Annotated in this window: 19 protein-coding genes; 10 read left to right on the top strand and 9 right to left on the bottom strand. The window is 37.4% G+C overall.

Features of this window, described 5'->3' with window-relative positions; genetic code table 11:
* Positions 1–9: 9 nt before the first annotated feature.
* Positions 10–576, bottom strand: coding sequence for a non-canonical purine NTP pyrophosphatase (locus AACL18_RS01680; RefSeq protein ID WP_339050956.1), 567 nt, complete (start codon positions 574–576; stop codon positions 10–12).
* A gap of 14 nt (positions 577–590) precedes the next feature.
* Positions 591–1,508, bottom strand: a complete 918-nt coding sequence (locus tag AACL18_RS01675) for a DUF1338 domain-containing protein (protein WP_339050954.1) — start codon at positions 1,506–1,508, stop codon at positions 591–593.
* A 57-nt stretch (positions 1,509–1,565) separates the two neighbouring features.
* Between AACL18_RS01675 and AACL18_RS01670 the strand changes: the two genes are divergently transcribed.
* The 5 genes from AACL18_RS01670 (at position 1,566) to AACL18_RS01650 (ending at position 5,823) form a co-directional block, all read left to right on the top strand.
* Positions 1,566–1,901, top strand: coding sequence for an NGG1p interacting factor NIF3 (locus tag AACL18_RS01670; protein WP_339050952.1), 336 nt, complete (start codon positions 1,566–1,568; stop codon positions 1,899–1,901).
* Positions 1,894–3,573, top strand: a complete 1,680-nt coding sequence (locus AACL18_RS01665) for an AsmA family protein (RefSeq protein ID WP_339050951.1) — start codon at positions 1,894–1,896, stop codon at positions 3,571–3,573. Before AACL18_RS01670 ends, AACL18_RS01665 begins: the two co-directional genes overlap by 8 nt.
* A gap of 85 nt (positions 3,574–3,658) precedes the next feature.
* Positions 3,659–4,705, top strand: coding sequence for an A/G-specific adenine glycosylase (mutY, locus tag AACL18_RS01660; RefSeq protein ID WP_339050949.1), 1,047 nt, complete (start codon positions 3,659–3,661; stop codon positions 4,703–4,705).
* Positions 4,680–4,958 (top strand): oxidative damage protection protein, encoded by a 279-nt coding sequence (locus AACL18_RS01655; RefSeq protein WP_339050948.1) that lies wholly within the window; start codon positions 4,680–4,682, stop codon positions 4,956–4,958. Before mutY ends, AACL18_RS01655 begins: the two co-directional genes overlap by 26 nt.
* Positions 4,959–4,995: 37 nt before the next feature.
* The gene (locus AACL18_RS01650; RefSeq protein WP_339050947.1) at positions 4,996–5,823 is read left to right on the top strand and encodes a purine-nucleoside phosphorylase; all 828 of its coding nucleotides are present in this window, start codon (positions 4,996–4,998) and stop codon (positions 5,821–5,823) included.
* A 21-nt stretch (positions 5,824–5,844) separates the two neighbouring features.
* Here AACL18_RS01650 and AACL18_RS01645 read toward each other — a convergent pair whose 3' ends face one another.
* Genes AACL18_RS01645 through AACL18_RS01635 form a run of 3 tightly spaced genes read right to left on the bottom strand, consistent with a single transcriptional unit; the run spans position 5,845 to position 8,067 of the window.
* Positions 5,845–6,597, bottom strand: a complete 753-nt coding sequence (locus tag AACL18_RS01645) for an SDR family oxidoreductase (RefSeq protein WP_339050945.1) — start codon at positions 6,595–6,597, stop codon at positions 5,845–5,847.
* On the bottom strand, positions 6,594–7,412 hold the full coding sequence (locus AACL18_RS01640) for a ScpA family protein (RefSeq protein WP_339050944.1): 819 nt from the start codon (positions 7,410–7,412) through the stop codon (positions 6,594–6,596). The genes AACL18_RS01645 and AACL18_RS01640 overlap by 4 nt, the downstream gene beginning before the upstream one ends.
* Positions 7,413–7,428: 16 nt before the next feature.
* Entirely contained in the window at positions 7,429–8,067 is a 639-nt protein-coding gene (locus AACL18_RS01635) for a site-2 protease family protein (protein WP_339050942.1), read from the bottom strand.
* Between the two features lie 294 nt (positions 8,068–8,361).
* On the opposite strand from AACL18_RS01635, the gene AACL18_RS01630 reads away from it, so the two are divergent.
* The 3 genes from AACL18_RS01630 (at position 8,362) to clpA (ending at position 13,892) form a co-directional block, all read left to right on the top strand.
* Positions 8,362–9,882, top strand: coding sequence for a hypothetical protein (locus AACL18_RS01630; protein WP_339050940.1), 1,521 nt, complete (start codon positions 8,362–8,364; stop codon positions 9,880–9,882).
* Positions 9,883–9,980: 98 nt separating this feature from the next.
* Positions 9,981–11,273, top strand: coding sequence for an NADP-dependent isocitrate dehydrogenase (icd, locus tag AACL18_RS01625; protein ID WP_422395890.1), 1,293 nt, complete (start codon positions 9,981–9,983; stop codon positions 11,271–11,273).
* Positions 11,274–11,582: 309 nt separating this feature from the next.
* Positions 11,583–13,892 carry an ATP-dependent Clp protease ATP-binding subunit ClpA gene (clpA, locus tag AACL18_RS01620; protein WP_339050939.1) on the top strand — a complete coding sequence of 770 codons (2,310 nt, stop codon included), beginning with the start codon at positions 11,583–11,585 and terminating at the stop codon, positions 13,890–13,892.
* On the opposite strand, the gene infA is transcribed toward clpA, so the two are convergent.
* Positions 13,885–14,133 (bottom strand): translation initiation factor IF-1, encoded by a 249-nt coding sequence (gene infA / locus AACL18_RS01615; RefSeq protein ID WP_339050938.1) that lies wholly within the window; start codon positions 14,131–14,133, stop codon positions 13,885–13,887. The genes clpA and infA overlap by 8 nt on opposite strands.
* A gap of 1,048 nt (positions 14,134–15,181) precedes the next feature.
* Between infA and AACL18_RS01610 the strand changes: the two genes are divergently transcribed.
* Positions 15,182–15,676, top strand: coding sequence for a CinA family protein (locus AACL18_RS01610; RefSeq protein ID WP_339050937.1), 495 nt, complete (start codon positions 15,182–15,184; stop codon positions 15,674–15,676).
* 47 nt (positions 15,677–15,723) lie between these two features.
* On the opposite strand, the gene AACL18_RS01605 is transcribed toward AACL18_RS01610, so the two are convergent.
* The 3 genes from AACL18_RS01605 to AACL18_RS01595 form a co-directional block, all read right to left on the bottom strand.
* The gene (locus AACL18_RS01605; RefSeq protein WP_339050936.1) at positions 15,724–16,899 is read right to left on the bottom strand and encodes an MFS transporter; all 1,176 of its coding nucleotides are present in this window, start codon (positions 16,897–16,899) and stop codon (positions 15,724–15,726) included.
* A gap of 120 nt (positions 16,900–17,019) precedes the next feature.
* Positions 17,020–17,784, bottom strand: coding sequence for an exodeoxyribonuclease III (locus AACL18_RS01600; protein WP_339050935.1), 765 nt, complete (start codon positions 17,782–17,784; stop codon positions 17,020–17,022).
* A 129-nt stretch (positions 17,785–17,913) separates the two neighbouring features.
* On the bottom strand, positions 17,914–19,305 hold the full coding sequence (locus AACL18_RS01595; RefSeq protein WP_339050933.1) for a phosphomannomutase/phosphoglucomutase: 1,392 nt from the start codon (positions 19,303–19,305) through the stop codon (positions 17,914–17,916).
* Between the two features lie 257 nt (positions 19,306–19,562).
* Between AACL18_RS01595 and AACL18_RS01590 the strand changes: the two genes are divergently transcribed.
* Positions 19,563–22,412 (top strand): ribonucleoside-diphosphate reductase subunit alpha, encoded by a 2,850-nt coding sequence (locus AACL18_RS01590; protein WP_339050932.1) that lies wholly within the window; start codon positions 19,563–19,565, stop codon positions 22,410–22,412.
* Positions 22,413–22,460 lie beyond the last annotated feature (48 nt).

Raw genomic sequence — 22,460 nt, 5'->3', positions numbered from 1 at the left:
CTTAGGGGTTTATTGAGTTTGATACCAATCAATAAATTTTTTCAAAGCTTGTTGACGAAAAGAAAAATGAAAAAAATCATCTGTATAACGCAATTGCGCTAAGGTTTTATCTGAACCTTCTGGTTTGAAGATGGCTGTAAATGGAAGCTTTGGATGAGAAAATAAATCGTCTGGCACGACGATCGTGCCGTGACAAACGCCTTCAAATAATTGTGTATGCAATCCATCGGTGTAAGCTAACTGTAAAATAAACGATGCACGATTATCTTCTTCCACCAATTTGAATAAACCTTTAAAACCTAATCCTTGAAAAACAAATTTCGATAAAGTACCAGGAAATTGGTTATATGCGGCAAAAAATAAACCGCCGTCATCAAGCAACAAAGGTTGTTTGACTAGATTAAATGCCTTTTTAACTTTATCTGCCACCACTATTTTTTGATCTAAACTCTGAATTTCATCAATATCGATAGCATATTGTTCAACATGGAAAGAAGGAGCGGCCTTGTCAAAAAAATCTCTGACCTCTTCGAATTTACCCGCATTATTGGTGACATAATAAATTTTTTTGTTCAATTTCTTTTCCAAAGTTATTTCAAATAAAGCGATTCAACCACACGATCAGCATTATCTGCAACAAATCCAGTAAAATAATCATGCCATCGTCTGTTTTCTCCCGTCTTTTTTGGATAACGCCATACAAATTCTATAAATCGATCCGATAAATCTATCACTCCATCAGCAAGTTTTACAGGTTTAATAGCGGGCTGTGTTGAACTTTGCTCTATACCTTTATTAACATTGCCTTTTATCAAGCCCCCTTTTTTGTTCAAAGGAATATGTAAAGTAGAACTCAAAAATTGATTAAATTTTTTTAACCGATTAAAACATTTTGATAAATGTATACTCCAAGCAAAATGATTAACTTGACGACCCATGACTAACACCCAAGCTAATAATTCATTGTGACTTTTTACTCTTTCATATTCTTTTATAGTAGGTAATGGCCAGTCTCTAGACTGAATATAATTCAAAATGTACCTGGACAGTTCGAAAGCCGCCACCTCATCGTGTTGTAAAGTGCGATAATGCAGAAATTTTAACTGTTCAGTATCCAAAGCTTGGGTAAACCCAGCATAATGATCAATGATGGTTAATATTTGCGGTGCTAATGCTTCGCGGCGAAAATCTGCAACCACTATTTGCGGTGATGCATCAATAGCTAAGGTCTCAGAACTTATTTCGTCTGATAACCATCTAAAATTATTTTGTTTTTCAGCTAAATAATCTTGACCGCGCACCTGATAGCCGAGATAAGAAAATAAATGAGACAGTGTATCCATGCCGGTATAAGGACCCGGTAAATCGATAAGCGCAAAATGATCTAGAATTAATTCTTCCTGAAAATGCTTCTTGAAATAACTTTGAATAGTAGATAACTCGTTCAAGTGAATACTGTAATTTTGCCATAATTGACTGAAAACGTAATTTTTAACCCGATTTAGCATAGACACCTACTTATACCCCCTCGCAAATTGAATCCAAAATACTATATACTAATGTCCATGTATAAAATTTCAGTCTATATTCCTAATGATTATCTTGAGCCTGTCAAACTAGCGATGTTTGATCAAGGTGGCGGCCGATTAGGAAATTATGATCACTGCGCTTGGCAAGTATTAGGACAAGGGCAATTTCGTCCTTTAGCACAGTCTAACCCTTTTAAAGGTCAAAAAGGAAATATAGAAGCGCAAGATGAATATTTAGTTGAAATGATTTGTGATAAAAAACATATCAAGCCGGTCATAGCCGCTTTAAAAAAATCACACCCGTATGAAGAACCTGCTTACTCAATAGTCCGATTAGAAGATTTTTATGAGGAAACAAAAACCGATGTCTAAGGTACTTCGTATTTTTATCACTTTTATTGGCGCTGTCATATTATTAGGCCTGGTTTCTTTAATAGGGTTAGTGGTATTTGTAAATCCTAATGATCTTAAACCACAGATTAGTCAAGCTGTCACTAAGTTTACCGGACGTCAGTTGCAATTAGGCGGAGATATTCAATGGTCTATTTTCCCATGGTTAGGATTACAATTAAATGATGTCAAGCTAGCTAATAGTCCTGGCTTTGGTAATAATCCGTTCGCACAAATTAAAAAGTTGGACATTCAAGTTCGTCTATTCCCTTTATTACATAAACAATTAGAAATTGGTAAGTTACAAATTCATGGTCTAACACTTTATCTAATAAAAAATGCTAAAGGCCAGGGCAATTGGGAAGGGCCACTCACTTCCTCGCAAAAAATTTCGAACAATTCAGAAAATAATCTAAATGATAGTTTAAAACCGTTAGGATTTATTGTAACAGGTTTAGACATTCGAGACGGACATATTATTTATGCTGATCAACAAAAAAATAAACATCTTGAAATAACTGGATTCCAACTTAAAAGCGCTAATCTGGCTATTAATAAAAGCTCGCCTTTTGATATTCAGTTTAATTTAAATTCGAACTCACCTATTATTAATGCCGCCGTTAAGTTACGTTCATCGATCACATTAAGTACAGATAAAAAAAATATTGAGTTTAATAACCTCAATCTTAACATGCTATTAAAAGGACCTAGTTATCCTAAAGGCGAACTTCCTCTGTTCTTAAAAAGCCATATCGATCTCGATTTAAATAAACAGGATATTATTGTCGATCAATTGGTTGTCCAGATTAATCAAATTAAACTCACCGGACATGTCACAGGTCAGCATATTTTAAATAACCCTAGCTTTGCTGGGACTTTATCTAGCCAGCAAATTAAAACCGGTAAATTAATTTTTCAGCAAATAAAACTTAATTTTCAATTTAAAAATAACTTGCTTGCGTTTAACCCTATTAATGCCAAATTTTATCAAGGAAATTATCAAGGCAACGCCTCTATTAATCTTAATCCAAAAGTACCGTCGATCACTGCGCAAAATCAATTTAATCAAATTAATACCGCATTGCTTTTTCAAGATCTGATGAATAAAAGTCAAATACAATTAGCCGGCTTAGCAACATTGAATCTTAATATATCGACGACAGGCGATAACGCTGGGGTACTCATAAGAAATTTAAACGGACAAGGCCACTTTAATTTAGATCAAGGCGCTTTAAAAGGAATTAATTTATCTTATTGGATAGCATTAGGAAAAGCCTTACTTAAACACGAAGCCACGCCTAAGAGCACGGGTCCAGATACCCCGTTCAATAGATTTAACGGTAGTTTTACTATCAGTCAGGGCATAGTCAATAATATTGATTTGATCATTAGTAGCGGTCGTTTACGTGTCAATGGTAAAGGCGTGTTGAATTTACCATTGCAACAAATCAATTATGAATTACAAGCCCAACCTATATTAGCTGATGGTAGCCCTGAAGGTATTGCTATCCCCATTAGAATTTCAGGACCTTTACAACAACTTTCTATTAGTCCTATTCTGGATCAATTAAGTGTTGACATCATCAAAGAAAAACTTAAAGGGAAACTTGGCGATACGCTAAAAAAATTAGACCTAAACAAACTATTTCACTAATTGTACAATTAATTGCAGAGTCAACCTAGCATTAATCTTTCGTAAACGACCAGTGACACTAAGCACAAAACTATTCCAACAAAAAATGTTAAGCTGGTTTACTTCCGCTGGTCGCAAACATCTACCTTGGCAGCAAACAAAATCACCTTATATGATTTGGCTTTCGGAGATTATGCTGCAACAGACTCAAGTTGCAACGGTTATTCCTTATTTTCAACGTTTTATTCAACATTTTCCCACGCTTTCTTCACTCGCTAAAGCCGATATCGATGAAGTAATTATGCTATGGTCAGGCTTAGGATATTATGCAAGAGCACGCAATTTACACCACTGTGCGCAAATTATTGAAAAAGAATATTCAGGAAAATTTCCACCTGATTTACTGTTATTACAAAATTTGCCGGGCATCGGTCGATCGACCGCCGGAGCCATACTTGCCTTAGCATTTAGCCAACCTGCCAGCATACTCGATGGGAATGTGAAACGCGTATTAACCAGGTTTCATGCTATCAAAGGCTGGTCTGGTTTAAGCAAAGTCAGTAAACAGTTATGGGCTTTAGCAGAACATTATACGCCAAAAAATAAACATATCAGTCATTATACGCAAGCAATGATGGATCTTGGTGCATTGGTTTGTACGCGCTCACAACCTAAATGCACTCAATGTCCTTTACAAAACCATTGCAAAGCGTATACCACAAATAGTATTGCAAATTATCCTTCACCCAAACCGCGTAAGACTATCCCATGTCGCACTATCAAGATGGTAATTTTGGTCAATGAACATCAAGAAATTTTGCTAGAAAAAAGACCACCGATGGGAATTTGGGGTGGTCTATGGAGCCTGCCAGAATGTTCCATGACAGAAAATTTAAAAAATTTTTGCAAGAAATACTATTATTGTGAGATAGGAAAATCTGTAAAAAAATATCCCCTTTTAAAACATACTTTTAGTCATTTTCAACTTGAAATTCGACCTGTTCTCATTCATGTTAAAGATTGGCATCCACCATTGATGGAATCTGACCGTATAGTCTGGTATAACAGGCAACAATTAGCTTCAAGAGGTCTTGCAGCCCCTGTCAAAAAACTATTAAGCCTATACTATGAGCCGAACTATCTATTGTATTAAACTACACACACAAGCAGAAGGTCTTGATTATCTCCCCTATCCTGGAGAATTAGGTCAACGTATCTATCAATCTATTAGTAAGCCTGCTTGGCAACAATGGGTAAATCATCAGACTATGCTCATCAATGAATATCGTTTAAGCACATTTGAGCCGCAAGCACGCGAATTTTTAAAAAAAGAAATGGAAAAGTTTTTATTTGGATCGGATGAAACTGCAAGTACACCTCCTCCAGGATATAGTGACCCGAATTAAAGTCATATAAAAAACTATCCTCACTAAAAGGTGATTTATGACAACACATGTTTCTCCGCAACAACTTGCCCAATCTATTTTAAAACGTCGACCTGATTTCCAACCTAAGATTGGAATTGTTTTAGGGTCTGGTTTAGCGGATGTTGCTGATAAACTTACCGACAGCATCTCCATACCCTACGCTGAACTTCCTGGTTTTCCAGTGAGCAGTGTAATTGGACATCATGGAAAAATGATACTCGGCTATATCAATAAAATACCTGTGGTATGTTGCCAAGGGCGTGTTCATCTTTATGAAGGAATGCAAGGCAAAGACTTTAAAATATTTATCCGCACTTTAAAATGCTTGGGCTGCCATACACTAATAATGACCAATGCGGTGGGATCCTTAAATGAAAATGTTAAATCAGGTCAATTGGTTTTAATTTCAGACCATATTAATTTCCATCCGATGAATCCTCTTACTGGACCTAATGATGAAGAATTTGGCCCACGTTTCTTCCCGATGGATGATGCTTATGATCCAGATATTCGACACATCATTCAACAAACTGCAAAAAAACTATCTATTCCTTTAAACGAGGGAATTTATATCAGTGTTTTAGGACCTAATTTTGAAACTCCTGCAGAAATACGCGCTTTTCAAAAATTAGGCGCTGATGTAGTAGGAATGTCCACCATTCCTGAGGTGATAGTCGCCAGACATTGCGGCTTAAAAGTAGCTGTAATATCCGTAGTAACCAATTTAGCTGCTGGGCTAAGTGATGAGCCTATTACTCACGAAGGAACGGTACATTTTGCAGCTAAAGCGAGCGACAATCTAAGCCAATTGCTCGAATCTGCTGTCGTACAAATCGCTAAATAATATATATTTGCGCAGAGTATTCTACTGAATTGTATAGCCGCCATCGACATTGACCAATGCACCCGTCATAAAAGAAGCGGCTTCACTGCATAAGAAACTAACCACTTGCGCCACTTCCTCAGGTTTTCCCACTCGTCGCAAGGGTAATTTTTCTGCGACCTGATCGCGAATTGATGACACACTTAAGCCGCTTTTTTGCTGAAATTGTTCTAAAACTGCTTGATACATGGGCGTATCGATAGTACCGGGACAAACACAATTAACCCGGATTCCATATTGGGCATAATCTAGTGCAGTACTTTTGGCTAATTGAGCAATAGCGGCTTTGCTCGCTCCATAAATAGCGCATTGTTCTTTGGCAATAAATGCTTGATCCGAAGCCATTAAAACGATCGATCCGAATCTTTGCTGTTTCATACTAGGTAATACTTGTTGCAAACAATAAATTGTACCTAATAAATTGGTTGCAAAAACTTTTTGTATTGCTTCAAAAGAACTATCTTCGATATTAGCAAATAAGTGTATACCGGCATTACAAAAAAGATAATCGATCTTTGGATTTTTCTGAAGAATGGTATAAATAGCTGACTTAACCTGGTCAGCATTCGAAACATCACACTCTAAATAATGAATCGACAGTGATGAATAATCTGTCGGCTTTTTTTTATCGAGTATGTAAACGTTTGCTCCTGCACGACTAAATAACGTGACTGTTGCCGCGCCTATTCCTGATGCTCCGCCAGTTATTATTATTGTTTTATTTTGAAACATCATACCCCCCGCACTTCAATCTCTGCAAAAGGCTGGGTTTGTGAAAGTTCAATTAAGGATTGTCGCCATAATTCTAATAAAGCCATAAAAGTCACTACCACACCCATGCGACCTTCTTCACATTTAAACAACTCCGTAAACTTAATAGTGGTTTGAATTGTCATTTTCTGCAAAATTTGCGACATACGATCCTTAATCGACAACGGTTCTTCAGTAATCGCATGATGTTTCTTTAAAGCAGCTCTAGCTAAAACCGCTTGAAAAGCCTCTACCAATTCCTCTAAAGCTAAGAGCGGGACTTGTCTAGGGTTTTCTGCCGAGGCAGGCGGCAGGCCTGCTTCAGCCATCGCTAAAAAAACATCCCGGCCTAAACGTGGTAATTGTTCTAGTGTTTGTGCGGCTTGTTTAGTCCGTTCATACTCCTGTAAACGACGAATGAGTTCAGCACGCGGATCCATTTCATCATCATTGGTTGGTGTTTCAGCAGGCTTAGGTAAAAGTAAGCGTGATTTAATTTCAGTCAATATGGCCGCCATGACCAAATATTCAGCAGCTAATTCAATTTCCAATACCTGCATCAATTCAATATATTGCATATATTGGCGTGTTATTTCGGCAACCGGAATATCTAAAATATCAAAATTTTGCTTTTTTATTAGATATAAAAGTAGATCTAAAGGCCCTGTAAACGCCTCTAAAAGTACTTCTAGGGCTTGTGGTGGGATATATAGATCACTAGGCAACTGAATCAACGGTTGGCCACGTACAGTGGCAATAGGCGCATTGGCCAATGTTGTAGCAAGATTATGTTCTGTCATAGCGCCAGTGTAATCGTTATAAACCAAAAAATCTAAAGAAAACCGATAATAATCCTTGTAATAGCGGCCCTAAGACCCTGCCTAAAATACCACTGGCTAATAACAGCACTAAAATAAGAAAACCATATACCTCTAATTTATTGAACTGATAAGCCATTTGCGGTGACAAAAAACTCGCCAGCACACGACTGCCATCCAGAGGTGGGATTGGAATCAGATTTAATAACATTAATACCAAATTTATTGTCACGCCAATCTGTGCCATATAAATAATTGGGAAATTATCGAATGCCATCGCCACTTTGGCGATGCCCACCCATAAAAAGGCCATAAATAGATTCGCTAAAGGACCTGCCGCAGCCACTAAAGCCATATCACGGCGCGGATTTCTTAGATTTTGCCAGGTGATGGGCACGGGTTTAGCCCAACCAAATATAAAACCACCGAGGGAAAAAAGAATGGCGGGTACAATAATTGTGCCTATAGGATCGATATGCTTCAGAGGGTTCAAGGTTAAACGACCTAATAATTTAGCCGTTGGGTCTCCGCATTTTGCAGCAACCCAACCATGTGCGGTCTCATGGACGGTAATAGCGAATAGTAAGGGAATGACCCAAAGTATTATTTTTTGGCCTAAAGAAAAATCACCTAACATTGCTCAACTCAATAGCTCTTTAAATTTAAAGTATATACTCATCCGAGCTTATTAAGCGAATAAGTTTGTTGTGATTTATGGAAAAATACAAGCTGTTTATGGGCTTTAAGCGTTTATTGGTATGTTCTACTTTTTTTAATTCCCGGTAATTTTCTTAGTTTTTATTGAATTTTTAGCAGCCCTTAATATTATGTTAAGAAAAATTATTTATAGTAGATTTTAAATTATAACCAACAAAAAAATTAAATTTACTGAAATTTTAAAGCAATTTCAAAATCATTTGAGATTATCAACATGCCCGCACAAAAAACCTCCCATAACATGCCCATTTTAATAGATGAAAAATTCTTTCTTAAAGCAAAACAGGCTTCTAATAAAGAAGAATTTCATAACGCCTTAAGAAGTCTTATAACTCGTGCCAATAAGATTTATAATAACGTATTTGAAAGCGACCGATTCAAACATGTAGAGAGTTTCCCATTATGCAAAAAAAATTATACAGAAATTCAGACTATCATTAAGAATTCAAAATTTCCCATAAATTTCTTTAAAGTATATCATCTAGAAGCAGAATTAGCTTGCATTCAATCTGATTTTAATGCTTTAAATTATAATGTAACATCGGAAAAAGATCTAAACTCACTTATAAAAAATTTAAAAAAAGTTGAATTAAATTTTCAAAAATTTAAGAACGATTTTGACGATCCAAATTTTAGAAAAAATATTAATTTAGAAACTAATGATGTCTATGAAAAATTATTAATCTACCGCAATGATTTTTCAAGCTCCTGGAAAAGGAATTCGAATAGATTATTAGGCGATACATATTTTAATTTTGCAAAATATTTAGAACAAATATCATTAAAACTGGCCGAAGACTATTTTAAAGGAGCGGCAAACTTTTATAATAAAGCTGGATTATCAAACTTTAAAGATCAAACAATACAACAAATAAAGAAACTTGAAATCACTCCGAAAGAATTTCCGGATGATTCATCTCATAATAAAAATCCTGAAGAAAATCTTTCAAATTTAACGATAGTACTAACAAGATTATCCCCTTCACGCGAAACTAAAACTAATGGAATAAAAACAGAATCTCAATGGATAAAATCTAATAAAGAAACAACGAAAAAATTACCGGAAATCGTTGGCCAGCCTAAAATACCTGAAATTGTATGTGAAAAAACAACTGAATCACACAAACTGTCACAAATTCAAGCTAGTAAAAGAAAAAATTCAACTGACACTACTTTCTCTATACCCGCTAAAAAAAGTAAAGGAAATAAGCAGATCGACTGTAAAAAATTATTAGACGAACTTAAACAAATAGAAATAGAAAACTATAAGCTCAAGGATCCTTCTAACAATAATGAGCTTATTAGATATAAAGCGAGTTTAGCAGGCAAGGATGCTTTAGATAGGATAGAAAAATTAAGTTTTTCAATTAAAAATCTTTCTGAGACTGAAAAACTATACTGTTTAAAAGAAGCTCAAAACAGCTTCTCACATTCTATTAAATTCTATAGTCAAGCTGAGCTGGTAAAGGAAAGCGAGAAAATTATAGAATACTACGATACTTTGACACTTGTTATTAATTCTCTAGAATTAAAAGTATCCGCTAATAAACCCTCCACCGAAAAGCTTATCTTATCTTCCAATAAAAAACTCAGTAAAAAATTTAATAACGAACATTCTCATCAACCTGCTCGCTATACTCGAACTTTCTTTCGAGAATTATCCTGTCCGGAAAACGATGTGATACCTATTGTCGATAATCAATCTAACTTAAACAATCCGACACTTCTTTTTTAAGATTTTCCGAAGCAATCTCGCTCAAATGAATAAAATCCGGTAAAATTGAGATCGAACTATTATCTTATTCGATCTCAAAAAAAAGCGGAGTAGCGCGCATGTCTTACCAACATATTCAGATTCCAAGTTCCGGCAAGAAAATAACGGTTAATCCGGATTATTCGTTAAATGTTCCCAACCAACCGATCATTCCTTTTATTGAAGGTGATGGTATCGGTGTGGATATCACACCCGCGATGCGTCTTGTCGTCGATGCGGCCATTAGCAACGCTTATGGCGATAAACGTCGAATTGCTTGGATGGAGATTTATGCTGGAGAAAAAGCAACTCAGGTTTATGGATCGGATGTTTGGTTACCCGAAGAAACACTTTCTGTGGTGCGCGATTATGTAGTTTCTATCAAAGGTCCACTGACTACGCCGGTGGGCGGTGGAATTCGTTCCTTAAATGTGGCATTGCGCCAACAGTTGGATCTGTATGTTTGTCTGCGCCCGGTGCGCTATTTTAAAGGCGTCCCTAGCCCGGTTCGCGAACCTGAAAAGGTCAACATGGTCATTTTTAGAGAAAATTCTGAGGATATTTATGCAGGAATAGAATGGGAAGCCGATAGCAAAGAGGCCAAAAAATTAATTGCTTTCTTGCAACATGACATGAATGTTAAAAAAATTCGCTTTCCTGAACACTGCGGCATCGGTATTAAGCCTGTATCGAAAGAAGGCACACAGCGGTTAGTCAAACGCGCGATTCAGTACGCCATCGATCAAGATATGCCCTCAGTAACCTTGGTACATAAAGGCAATATCATGAAATTCACCGAAGGCGCATTTAAAGACTGGGGTTATGCCATTGCAAAGGATCAATTTGGTGCAGAACTGCTCGATGGAGGACCATGGATGCGCCTAAAAAATCCAAAAACAGGAAAAGAGATCATTATTAAAGATTTTATCGCTGATGCTTTTTTACAGCAAATCCTATTGCGTCCCGCTGAATATAGTGTCATCGCGACATTAAATCTGAATGGAGATTATGTTTCAGACGCTTTAGCCGCACAAGTCGGTGGGATCGGTATTGCCCCTGGCGCAAACCTCAGTGACAAAGTCGCTATGTTTGAAGCAACTCATGGCACAGCGCCTAAGTATGCAGGACAAAATAAGGTCAATCCCGGATCGCTGATCCTATCAGCAGAAATGATGCTACGCCATTTGGGTTGGAATGAAGCAGCTGATCGCATCATTACAGGCATGGAAGCAGCCATACAAGCCAAAACGGTCACTTATGATTTCGCTCGTTTAATGAACGATGCCAAAGAAGTAAGTTGCTCTGATTTTGCTCAATCTATCGTCGATTATATGTGCAATAAACAAACGTTGGCCTCTATTACAAGCTTATAAAATAGCTATTTTATAAGCCTTTGCTAAGTTAAGAGGAAAATTTCAATTTTCCTCTTAAAATCGTCCATCTTAGTATCTGATTCACCTAATAAAATACTTACAAGGTATCAAAGAAATCTACTTCCCCTTTATCTGGATTTAAAAGGCTTAATTTTACGCAAACTCGCAAATCCCTAAATTTCGACTAGGCTGAAATTAAAGGGAAATAATTTTTTTCAACATGGACTACCCAGCTTGTATAACAACAGTGAAACTCGACTTTATGCGAGAAGTCACGGATTTTTATGCGATTCGAAAAGGAGGGCTACCATGTTTAGCAAAGAGCTTGAAGTTAGTTTAAATTCGATATTTAAACAAGCCCGTGAAAAACGTTATGAATATTTAACGGTTGAACATCTATTATTAGCGCTTTTAGATGAACCTTCTGCCGTAGCCGCATTGAAAGCGTGCGGAGCGAATTTAAATCGACTTAAGAATGAGATTAGTAATTTTATTGCAGCAACAACGCCTTTGTTTCCTTCTGCTGATCCTAATCTTGATATACAACCCACGTTAGGATTTCAACGTGTTTTACAACGCGCTATTTTTCAAGTGCAATCCAGCGGGAAAACCCAAGTACATGGCGTTAACATCTTAGCTGCTATCTTCGGTGAACAAGATAGCCAAGCTATTTATTTTTTACGTCGTGAAAATGTAACACGCTCAGATGTATCGAATTACATATCTCAAGGGCTACCTAAATTACAAGATAATTTGGAGCCAAAATTAAATCAGTTTGTAACTGAAGAAGAAGTCACTATAGAAGGTCCTGGTAATAGTCCATTAGAGCTTTATGCGATTAATTTAAATAGCAAAGCACGTCTTGGAAAAATTGATCCTTTAATTGGTCGCGAAGAAGAATTAGCGCGTGTGATTCAAATTCTTTGTCGCCGTCGTAAAAATAATCCTTTATTAGTGGGTGAAGCTGGTGTCGGTAAAACAGCGATTGTAGAAGGGCTCGCTAAAGCAATAATTGAAAAAAGAGTTCCCTCTGTTCTAGCTAATAGCACCATTTATTCTTTAGATCTTGGTAGTTTATTAGCTGGAACCAAATATCGTGGCGATTTTGAAAAAAGATTTAAGGCTTTATTGGCGCAACTTAAACAAGAACCTCAATCAGTACTCTTTATTGATGAAATTCATGTCGTTATTGGTGCTGGTGCAGCCTCAGGCGGGGTAATGGATGCTTCTAACTTAATTAAGCCTTTACTCACGACGGGTGAATTAAAATGTATCGGCGCAACGACTTATCAAGAATATCGTAGTATTTTTGAAAAAGATCGTGCTTTAGCACGACGTTTCCAAAAAATTGATGTCCCTGAACCCAATTTAGAAGAAACGATTGCTATTTTACGCGGATTGCGCGATAGACTAGAAGAACACCATCACGTCAAATATCGTATGACTGCTTTACGTGCCAGTGTAGAACTTGCAGCGCGTTATTTACCGGATCGTTTCTTACCAGATAAAGCAATTGATATCGTTGACGAGGCCGGTGCTTATCAGGCCTTACGACCCCGTCATAAAAGAAAACAAGTTATCGGTATCCATGAAATTGAAGCAATTGTAGCGAAGATGGTACGCATTCCTACACGAAATGTTTCTGCCTCAGATAAAAGTCGTTTGCGTCACTTGGAAACAAAACTAAAGGCACGCGTATTTGGCCAAGATATGGCAATTGAAAATCTTTGTGCTGCCATGAAATTGACACGCTCTGGTTTAAGAGAAACCAATAAAACTATCGGCTCTTTTCTTTTCGCCGGACCAACGGGTGTGGGCAAAACGGAAGTTACACGTCAACTCGCAGAACTTATGGGCATCGAATTACTCCGTTTTGATATGTCTGAATATATGGAAAGACATAGTGTGTCTCGTCTAATAGGGGCTCCTCCTGGTTATATTGGTTATGATCAAGGGGGTTTACTCACCGAAGCAGTGACTAAACATCCTCATGCTGTTTTATTATTGGATGAAATTGAAAAAGCACATCCAGATATTTTTAATCTCTTATTACAAGTCATGGATCATGGTAACTTAACTGATACCAATGGTAGAAAGACCGATTTTAGTCATATTATTTTGGTAATGACCAGTAATGCAGGAGCAGAACAGCTTAGTCGACAAGAAATAGGTTTTACACCTAACTTGAATCAAGCTGAAAATTCAGAGGCTATCAAACGAATATTTTCCCCTGAATTTCGCAATCGTTTAGATGCAACAATCTATTTTAATTATTTAAATGCATCTATCGTCTCGCAAGTAGTTGATAAGTATTTACTGGAGTTAGAAGCTCAACTTGAAAAGAAACATGTCACTTTGACGGTGGACAAACCTGCTCGTGTTTGGTTAGCTAAGCACGGTTATGATAGAAACATGGGGGCACGCCCGATGATGCGACTCATTCAAGAAAGGATCAAAAAACCAATCGCTGATGAACTACTCTTTGGGCGTTTAGTGCACGGCGGTCAATTGATATTAACAAGTATCGATGATGAGTTACAATTAATAATTTCTGAAAAAAGGGGCATTATTACGCCTCCTGCACAGAATAAAAATCTAACTCAAGCACCTATTAGCTAGGCTTAGATTTATCCGGCTCGGACCCTTTACCACGAAATATAATACGGCCCTTGCTCAGATCATAGGGTGTCATTTCAACTTTCACCTTATCGCCAGTAAGGACACGAATATAGCTTTTTCGCATACGTCCAGAAATATGGGCATTAATAACATGCCCATTTTCTAATTCCACCCTAAATAAGGTATTAGGTAAAGTCTCAACAACCGTACCTTCCATCACTATCTGATCTTCTTTGGCCATAATTTACCTAAGCTTAACTCTTTCACGCATTAATATCGGCTATGTTGCCGTAAAAGTCATCGATTTACAATAATAATTATTTAATAACCGTAAGATAAATAAACAGATACTCAAAAAAATGAAAGCTTATCTCAAACCTCATTTAAAAATGCTACTTGTAAAAACACTAAATCTTAAGCAAGCATTTTTCTTCCCTTTTTTTAAAAAGGAAGATTATGCTTTAATACATAATTTCTTTTCTCTTATCTCTTTTTTAAAATGGTTAAGCTTAGAATAAGTAAAAATTCTGTTAAGCCAATTTTAAAGATTGATCGGACAAGCTATGGTAAAAATCCTGCTAGCGACGATTTGAAATGTTATCAATTAAGGGACAGATGATGAGCAACTTCCATCGCTTGATGTGTCTCAGCAGAAATATTAGGTACTTTTCGTTTTAAAGCAGACTCATTTGCATCGGATATTCTTTTAAACAATATAGCTGAGGCTCCGTCTAATTTAGGTTGTCTTACGGCACCGTTAGACCCACCAAGTTCGAAGTCAGTTCGTCAGGTTCAATTGATTCATGCATACACATATCATCTAGTTTTTGCTTTAATTTGTCCTTAACTAATTTTATTGCATTGTTATAAAGCAAATCTAGACAATGTAATTTAGTTCTTTTAGATTCATTGTTGAAATATTCCAGATAATCATTAAGAGCGCCTTCCAGTTAAAGCCTGTGCCTCTTCATTATCAACCTCTATAAAATTATCGTAAAGTAACGGCATAGAAAACTCCCTCGTTATTATTAGGTTGCTTAATTGTATTGCATTCAACTTTATAATTCTTAGTAATCAAATTGAGATTATACAATACAATTAATTTATTAAAAACGCTTAAAACTTTTTGCGCTGGTTCGTCAAAAAAATAAATTATTTTGAATAACGCACACTTAATTGACAAAAAATTACAAAAATACTAGATATTCATCTAGACAGGCACCCATTGATTCATTCCGTTCGACTATATCTTGATGTTTCAAAATTTTTTACACTTATTATGAAAAGATATGACTTATAAACTTTCTCAAACTCATGTGCTTGCCAAAGAAATTGGCGATAGACTCAAAAAACACCAGTTAAAATTAGTTACAGCCGAATCCTGTACAGGAGGACAACTCGCACAAACCATTACTAGTATACCTGGTGCATCCACCTGGTTTGATCGTGGATTTATCACTTACTCGAATTTATCTAAACAGGAAATGTTAGGAGTAGACGCATCACTTCTAAGCCAATATGGTCCTGTTAGTGAAGAAATAGTACTCGCGATGGCTAATGGTGCCCTAAACAAAAGTCCTGCCAGTGTCAGTATAGCTATTACCGGAATTGCAGGTCCAGATTGTGGCACAGAAAAATTACCGATAGGTACAATATGGACTGCTTGGATTCATAAAAACGTTTTCAGCAAAACTGAATGCCAATATTATTCGGGTGATCGGTTAATTATCCGTTATGCAGCAGTAGAATTTTCCTTGCAAACCTTATTTAATTTAATAAAGTAAAAATTTATTTCTAAAGTCAGAACAAAAAGCAAAATATATCCTAGGAATTAATTTGGCGACTGATACCTGGCTCTAGACATAATAAAGATCTTGGAGAGTATGCTAAAAAATGCTAACCCTGCGAATAGAATACCAACCCAAACTAAGTTATGTGTTCCAAAGTGTATAATGAACCAACCTGCTATAGCTGTGCCCACTGTAATTCCGAGATTAGAAAAAGAAACAAACAAACTATTTGCAAACTCAGGTGTTTCCTGTGCTTCACCTGCTAGCCACGTTTGGCTAACTATCAGACCAGCCGAATGTAATAATCCCCATAGCATGGTCAAACCAATCATCAACGAAAAAGAAAAACCAAAACTGTAAATAAGCAAATACACACCAATATAAAGAATCGGATAGAAGATCACAGTGAAGTCAACGTTCTTCTGTAATAATGCACTGAAGAGAAAATTTCCTAAAATTCCGAAGACCCCAAACACCATTAGCATTATACTGATCCATGTGCCATTCATATTGGTAATATCATGGAGATATTTCGCAATGAAACTATAGGATGAAAACATTGCTGCGAAGACAAATACTACTGTGGAAATTGTTAACCACAATCTACCTTTACGCAGAATACTTAGCTGTTTGCCAAAAGATATTCTCTCGGCAATCGGCATGGAAGGCATTAGCAACAAAATGCTCATTAAGGCCAAGCCGTTAGCCACGGCACCAAAAAGAAATGCAAAAGTCAATGAAGCATGTACTGCAATAAACGCGCTTAAGGGTACGCCCAAAACCAAACCAACTGCTATTCCAGCAAATACTTTGGCAGTGGCGCTAGCTTGATATTGCGGTGCAACTATGTTTGCAGCTACTACCAATGTTACTGCGAAGAAGGGGGCGTGCATCAGTGCGGGTAGCACGCGAAACAGCATCATCGTATGGTAATCCCTTGTATAGGCATAAACTAGATTTGAAATAACAAACAGCAACATAATGCTCAGCAAAACCAACTTCTTATTCAAACCTAACATTAATAGAGTAATGAAAGGTCCTGTTATCGTAACAACGAGGGCGTAGGCACTAATAAGCAACCCCACTTCTGCAGCGTTGATATTCAACTGATTCATTAATTGTGGCAGCAAACCGATGATGGAAAGCTCAGTGGTGATAACGCCAAAAACAGCTAGGGATAGAATCAAAAGTAATAAAGAAGTGTTTTTCTCTTTCATAATGATGTTTCGATAACAACAAAAGAAGCTTCGGTAATAGCTGTTTAATGTTATATCATCTGACTATCTTTTTCTTAGCCGCTATGCACAAATACACACCAGAAGCTGATTTGGTGTTTTTTAAAGCTTATAGTCAATAATTAGAGGGGCATGATCCGAAAAGCGTTGATCCTTATAAATCTCAACCGATCTAATTTTATTTTTGAGTCCTGGTGTAATAATCTGGTAATCAATCCTCCATCCGACATTATTATCCCAGGCATGCCCGCGATTTGACCACCAAGTATATTGTTCTGTCTGTTGATTCAATGCTCGAAAAGCATCCACATAACCAACAGGCCCTAATACTTGATCTAACCAGGCTCGTTCTTCCGGTAAAAAACCAGAATTTTTTTGATTGCTACGCCAATTTTTTAAATCGATGGGTTTATGCGCAATATTCCAATCTCCACAAATAATAAAATCTTGCTTATGCTGAAGTTGTTTTTTCAAAATAGGCAAATACTGATTTAAAAATTGAAACTTAAAGTCTTGCCGTAATTCACTACTACTACCTGAAGGCATATACAAAGAAGCAATACTCAATCCAGGGAAATTAAGTTGTAGATAACGACCTTCTTTATCCGCGCACTCCCAACCCAAACCCGCAGCTGTTGAATCCGGTTTAACTCGACTATAAATTGCTACCCCACTATAACCTTTTTTTTCGGCATCAAAAAAATAAGCTTGATATTCTTCGGGAAAATGTGATGCATCCAATTGGTTTTTTTGCGCTTTGGTTTCCTGCAAACAAATCACATCCGCTTTTTGATATTTCAGCCAATCAAAAAAGCCTTTTCGCGTTGCAGAACGAATGCCGTTCACATTTAAAGAAATAATACGCATATTTACTCACAGCAATTGGGGTTTTAACAAGGCGCCGCGAAAACGGGACAACCGGAGTGTATATTACATACATGAGGATTGCGAGTTAAGCGGCAACGCAGCTAAAAAATTCAAGTGCGAAAAGTATATTTAAAAGGGTAATTTCAGATGTGGATCCATCGCTAGTAAAGCATTTCTAAATAGAGTTTGGATACGCTTTAAAGCGGTTGAATTATCTGCTTCAAACCGTAACGTTAAATACGGACCAGTATTCGATGCACGAACTAAACCCCAACCATCAATAAAATCTGCGCGGACACCGTCTATTTTACTCAATTTTGCATTTGGAAAATCAATATTTTTCTGAAAAGCTTGAATAAAGGCAAATTTTTTATCTTCAATCATAGCCAATTTTAATTCAGGGGTATTAATGCCGTTCGGCAATTCTACAAACAACTCACTCACATTTTTTTTACTTTTCGCGATAATTTCTAATAATCGAGCAGCGGTATATAAACCATCATCAAAACCATACCAACGTTCTTTAAAGAAGATATGACCGCTCATTTCGCCCGCCAATAATGCCCCTGTTTCTTCTAATTTAGCTTTCATAATCGAATGCCCTGTCTTCCACATCAGAGACTGTCCGCCGTTTTCTGCAATGAGTCTTGCTAAATGACCCGTCGATTTGATGTCATAAATAATCAGTGCACCTGGATTACGTGATAACACATCGATTGCATACAACATCATTTGTCGATCAGGCCAAATAATTTCTCCTCGATTCGTGACCACACCCAGCCTATCGCCATCGCCATCTAAAGCGAGACCAATATCTGCTTTATGCTGTTTCACGCTAGCAATTAAATCATTTAAATTCTCTGGCCTGCTGGGATCAGGATGATGATTCGGAAAATGACCATCCACATTACAAAATAATTCGATCACTTCACAACCCAAACGTCGCAGTAATTCGGGAGCAACGACGCCACCTACACCATTTCCACAATCAAGCACTACCCGTAAAGGGCGCGCTAAAGAAATATCTTGAGTAATCCGATTGAGATAGGCTTCGATAATAGATATTTGCTGGTAACTCCCTTTTCCTGATTTAAAGCCGCCTGCTTGGACACGTAAATAAAGTTCATCAATAGTACCTTCTGACAAGCTTTTCCCTGCTATAACTATCTTTAAACCATTATAATTCGACGGATTATGACTCGCCGTTAACATCACTCCCGAACGATAATTCAAATAACGTGTAGCAAAATAAAGAACAGGGCTAGGGACTTGCCCAATATCTATAACACCACAACCGCTTTCACGTAATCCCTGCTGTAAGGCCTCCATCAAAATAGGTCCTGACAAACGTCCATCTCGCGCAGTGATAATGGTTTGTTCTCCTTGCTCTTGTGCTGCGCTCCCTATTGCTTTACCCAGCGTGTAGATAAGCTCGGGCGTTATCGATTCACCCACGATGCCCCGAATATCGTAGGCACGAAAAATACTCTTTGAAACCTCTGCAAAAGGAATGTGTTGCATATCACCTCGTGTTACCTAATAAAACGACAAAATACATCTACCGTACAATAAATTTAATCGTCTATGCATAAACCCAGTTCCGACGGACTACCCTACGAAAAATAAGTATGCACATTAACATGTTTTACCCAACTTACTCACAGCTTACTAAATATTTACTCACTTCATATAGTGGTTGCATAGTATAGAAACCACATGATATTGTGTTATATCATTTTCATAGACATAATTCCTCACAACTTTTTTAAGGAGCATCCATGAGCGGACTTTCATCCGAACTAATGACTTCTTCTCTTCTGCTTAACAGCGCCGAGATTCTACTACCTGAAGCTGAAGCAGAACAAGATAGTAAATCCATCTGTACACTACAAGTTATAAAACGTAATGGTAAACTTGTTAATTATGATCAAAGTAAAATTAGGATTGCAATTACTAAAGCTTTTCTCGCTGTAGAAGGTGGACAAGCCGCATTGTCAACCCGTATCCATGAGCGGGTATCGCAATTAACGCAACAAGTCACGAACATCATACAACAACGTCACCCCAATGGCGGAACATTGCCTATTGAAGCCATACAAGATCAAGTTGAGCTGGCTTTAATGCGGGTGGAAGCTCACCAAGTCGCACGCGCATACGTGCTTTATCGTGAAGAACGACGAAAAATGCGCGCAGAAACGAAATCAGAATCTGAGATTCAACTACAAATAACCTTAGCGGATGGTAGTCAGCATCCACTCGATCTCATACAATTAAGCCTGTTGATCACGGAGACCTGTAAAGATTTAAGCGAAGTAAAACATGAACTCATTTTACAAGAAACCTTACGTAATCTATATGATGGTATGCCTATCGCAGAAATTGATAAAGCACTCATTATTAGTGCACGTTCTCTTGTCGAACAAGATCCTAATTATACCTACGCCACTGCACGTTTCTTATTACGCACATTATATACAGAAGCATTAAACTTTCTTGATCTACCTACTACAACCCACATCAGTAATCATGGCGTATATCATCACTATTTCCAACACTATATCAAGCGCGGAATTGCCTTAGAATTATTGGACCCGCAATTACAAACCTTTGACTTAGAAAAATTAAGTAAGGCTTTATTACCTGAACACGATCAGAAATTTACTTATCTAAGTTTACAAACTTTATATGATCGCTACTTCTTACACGCCGATGATGTCCGTTTTGAATTGCCTCAAGCTTTCTTTATGCGCGTTGCCATGGGACTTGCGCAACAAGAATCTAACAAAGAAGAACAAGCGATTGAATTTTATCATTTACTTTCGTCTTTTGATTATATGGCATCCACACCGACTCTATTCAATGCTGGAACTCTGCGTCCACAACTCTCAAGTTGCTTCTTAACAACTGTCCCCGATGATCTCAATCAAATTTACAGTGCCATAAAAGATAATGCCTTACTTTCAAAATTTGCGGGTGGTTTAGGCAATGACTGGACTTCAGTTCGAGCGATGGGCGCACGAATTAAAGGCACCAATGGTAAGTCACTCGGGGTCGTACCTTTTTTAAATGTAGCCAATGCTTCTGCAGTGGCCGTCAACCAAGGGGGTAAACGTAAAGGTGCCGTCTGCGCCTATTTAGAAACATGGCATTTAGATATTGAAGAATTTTTAGAATTACGAAAAAATACCGGTGACGATCGACGTCGTACGCATGATATGAATACCGCGAATTGGGTACCTGATTTATTTATGAAACGACTCATGCAAGGAGAGAACTGGACTTTATTTTCTCCCGATGAAACTCCTGATTTACATGATGCGTTTGGTTTAGAATTTGAAGAAAAATATCAAGCCTATGAAGCCAAAGCCGCGCGCGGTGAAATTAAAAATTTCAAAACGATTCCCGCAGCTAATCTATGGCGAAAAATGTTGAGTTTATTATTTGAAACCGGACATCCTTGGATCACATTTAAAGATCCTTGCAACTTACGTTCACCACAACAACATGTTGGAACCATTCATAGCTCCAATTTATGTACTGAAATTACGCTCAATACCTCAATTGATGAAATAGCCGTCTGTAATTTAGGTAGTATTAATCTACCTCAACATCTAACCGAATCTGGCGAAATTGATCAAACGAAATTGCGTCGTACCATTCGCACAGCCATTCGCATGTTAGATAATGTAATTGATATCAATTATTACACTGTACCTCAAGCACGTAGTTCTAACTTAAAACACCGTCCTGTCGGTCTAGGTCTGATGGGTTTCCAAGACGCTTTATATCAATTACGGCTACCTTATGCTTCAGAAGCTGCAATCACTTTTGCCGATCACTCCATGGAATCGATTAGTTATTACGCCATCGAAGCTTCCAGTGATTTAGCCAAAGAGCGTGGTTCGTATGAAAGCTTTAATGGATCGTTGTGGAGTCAAGGGATCTTACCCTTAGATTCTATTGCACGGTTACAAAAAACCCGTGGTAAATTCTTAGATCAAGATCAAACCACTCGTTTAGATTGGGACACATTGCGAAAAAAAGTGATGGCAGATGGTATGCGCAACTCGAACTGTATGGCCATTGCACCGACAGCCACTATTTCCAATATCTGTGGCGTTTCACAATCCATTGAGCCGACCTATCAAAACCTTTTTGTAAAATCCAATATGTCCGGCGAGTTTACCGTGATCAATCCCTATTTAGTCAAAGATTTGAAATTATTGGGATTATGGGATGCCGTTATGCTCAATGACCTTAAATACTATGACGGTAGTTTACAAAAAATTGAGCGGGTTCCTGATAGCTTAAAACAACTGTATGCGACTGCTTTTGAAGTTCCTACACATTGGCTGGTTGAAGCCGGATCGCGTCGACAAAAATGGATAGATCAAAGTCAATCGTTAAATCTTTATATGGCACAAGCTTCTGGTAAAAGATTAGATGAACTTTATAAAAACATTTGGCTGAAAGGATTAAAAACGAGTTACTATTTACGGACCATGGGCGCTACACATACTGAAAAGGCAACCTTAGAAAAAAGTCATTTAAATTCAGTGCAAATGGATAGCGCAGCCGGTGGCCCTGCTTGCTCAATACTCGACCCGGATTGCGAATCATGTCAATAACCAACTAGTTTTTTGTAAATTAAAGTTACTAACTCACAGCAATGGGAT

Source organism: Rickettsiella endosymbiont of Xylota segnis (assembly GCF_964019545.1).
In the GTDB taxonomy this organism is placed as follows: Bacteria; Pseudomonadota; Gammaproteobacteria; order Diplorickettsiales; family Diplorickettsiaceae; genus Aquirickettsiella.
This window is presented reverse-complemented; position numbering and strand designations above follow the sequence as displayed.

Bases quoted from the DNA above. Each gene is read 5' to 3' on its own strand.
- AACL18_RS01675 (WP_339050954.1), bottom strand. From the start codon at position 1,508: ATGCTAAATCGGGTTAAAAATTACGTTTTCAGTCAATTATGGCAAAAT.
- AACL18_RS01670 (WP_339050952.1), top strand. From the start codon at position 1,566: ATGTATAAAATTTCAGTCTATATTCCTAATGATTATCTTGAGCCTGTC.
- AACL18_RS01665 (WP_339050951.1), top strand. From the start codon at position 1,894: ATGTCTAAGGTACTTCGTATTTTTATCACTTTTATTGGCGCTGTCATA.
- mutY (WP_339050949.1), top strand. From the start codon at position 3,659: ATGTTAAGCTGGTTTACTTCCGCTGGTCGCAAACATCTACCTTGGCAG.
- AACL18_RS01655 (WP_339050948.1), top strand. From the start codon at position 4,680: ATGAGCCGAACTATCTATTGTATTAAACTACACACACAAGCAGAAGGT.
- AACL18_RS01650 (WP_339050947.1), top strand. From the start codon at position 4,996: ATGACAACACATGTTTCTCCGCAACAACTTGCCCAATCTATTTTAAAA.
- AACL18_RS01645 (WP_339050945.1), bottom strand. From the start codon at position 6,597: ATGATGTTTCAAAATAAAACAATAATAATAACTGGCGGAGCATCAGGA.
- AACL18_RS01640 (WP_339050944.1), bottom strand. From the start codon at position 7,412: ATGACAGAACATAATCTTGCTACAACATTGGCCAATGCGCCTATTGCC.
- AACL18_RS01635 (WP_339050942.1), bottom strand. From the start codon at position 8,067: ATGTTAGGTGATTTTTCTTTAGGCCAAAAAATAATACTTTGGGTCATT.
- AACL18_RS01630 (WP_339050940.1), top strand. From the start codon at position 8,362: ATGCCCGCACAAAAAACCTCCCATAACATGCCCATTTTAATAGATGAA.
- icd (WP_422395890.1), top strand. From the start codon at position 9,981: ATGTCTTACCAACATATTCAGATTCCAAGTTCCGGCAAGAAAATAACG.
- clpA (WP_339050939.1), top strand. From the start codon at position 11,583: ATGTTTAGCAAAGAGCTTGAAGTTAGTTTAAATTCGATATTTAAACAA.
- infA (WP_339050938.1), bottom strand. From the start codon at position 14,133: ATGGCCAAAGAAGATCAGATAGTGATGGAAGGTACGGTTGTTGAGACT.
- AACL18_RS01610 (WP_339050937.1), top strand. From the start codon at position 15,182: ATGACTTATAAACTTTCTCAAACTCATGTGCTTGCCAAAGAAATTGGC.
- AACL18_RS01605 (WP_339050936.1), bottom strand. From the start codon at position 16,899: ATGAAAGAGAAAAACACTTCTTTATTACTTTTGATTCTATCCCTAGCT.
- AACL18_RS01600 (WP_339050935.1), bottom strand. From the start codon at position 17,784: ATGCGTATTATTTCTTTAAATGTGAACGGCATTCGTTCTGCAACGCGA.
- AACL18_RS01595 (WP_339050933.1), bottom strand. From the start codon at position 19,305: ATGCAACACATTCCTTTTGCAGAGGTTTCAAAGAGTATTTTTCGTGCC.
- AACL18_RS01590 (WP_339050932.1), top strand. From the start codon at position 19,563: ATGAGCGGACTTTCATCCGAACTAATGACTTCTTCTCTTCTGCTTAAC.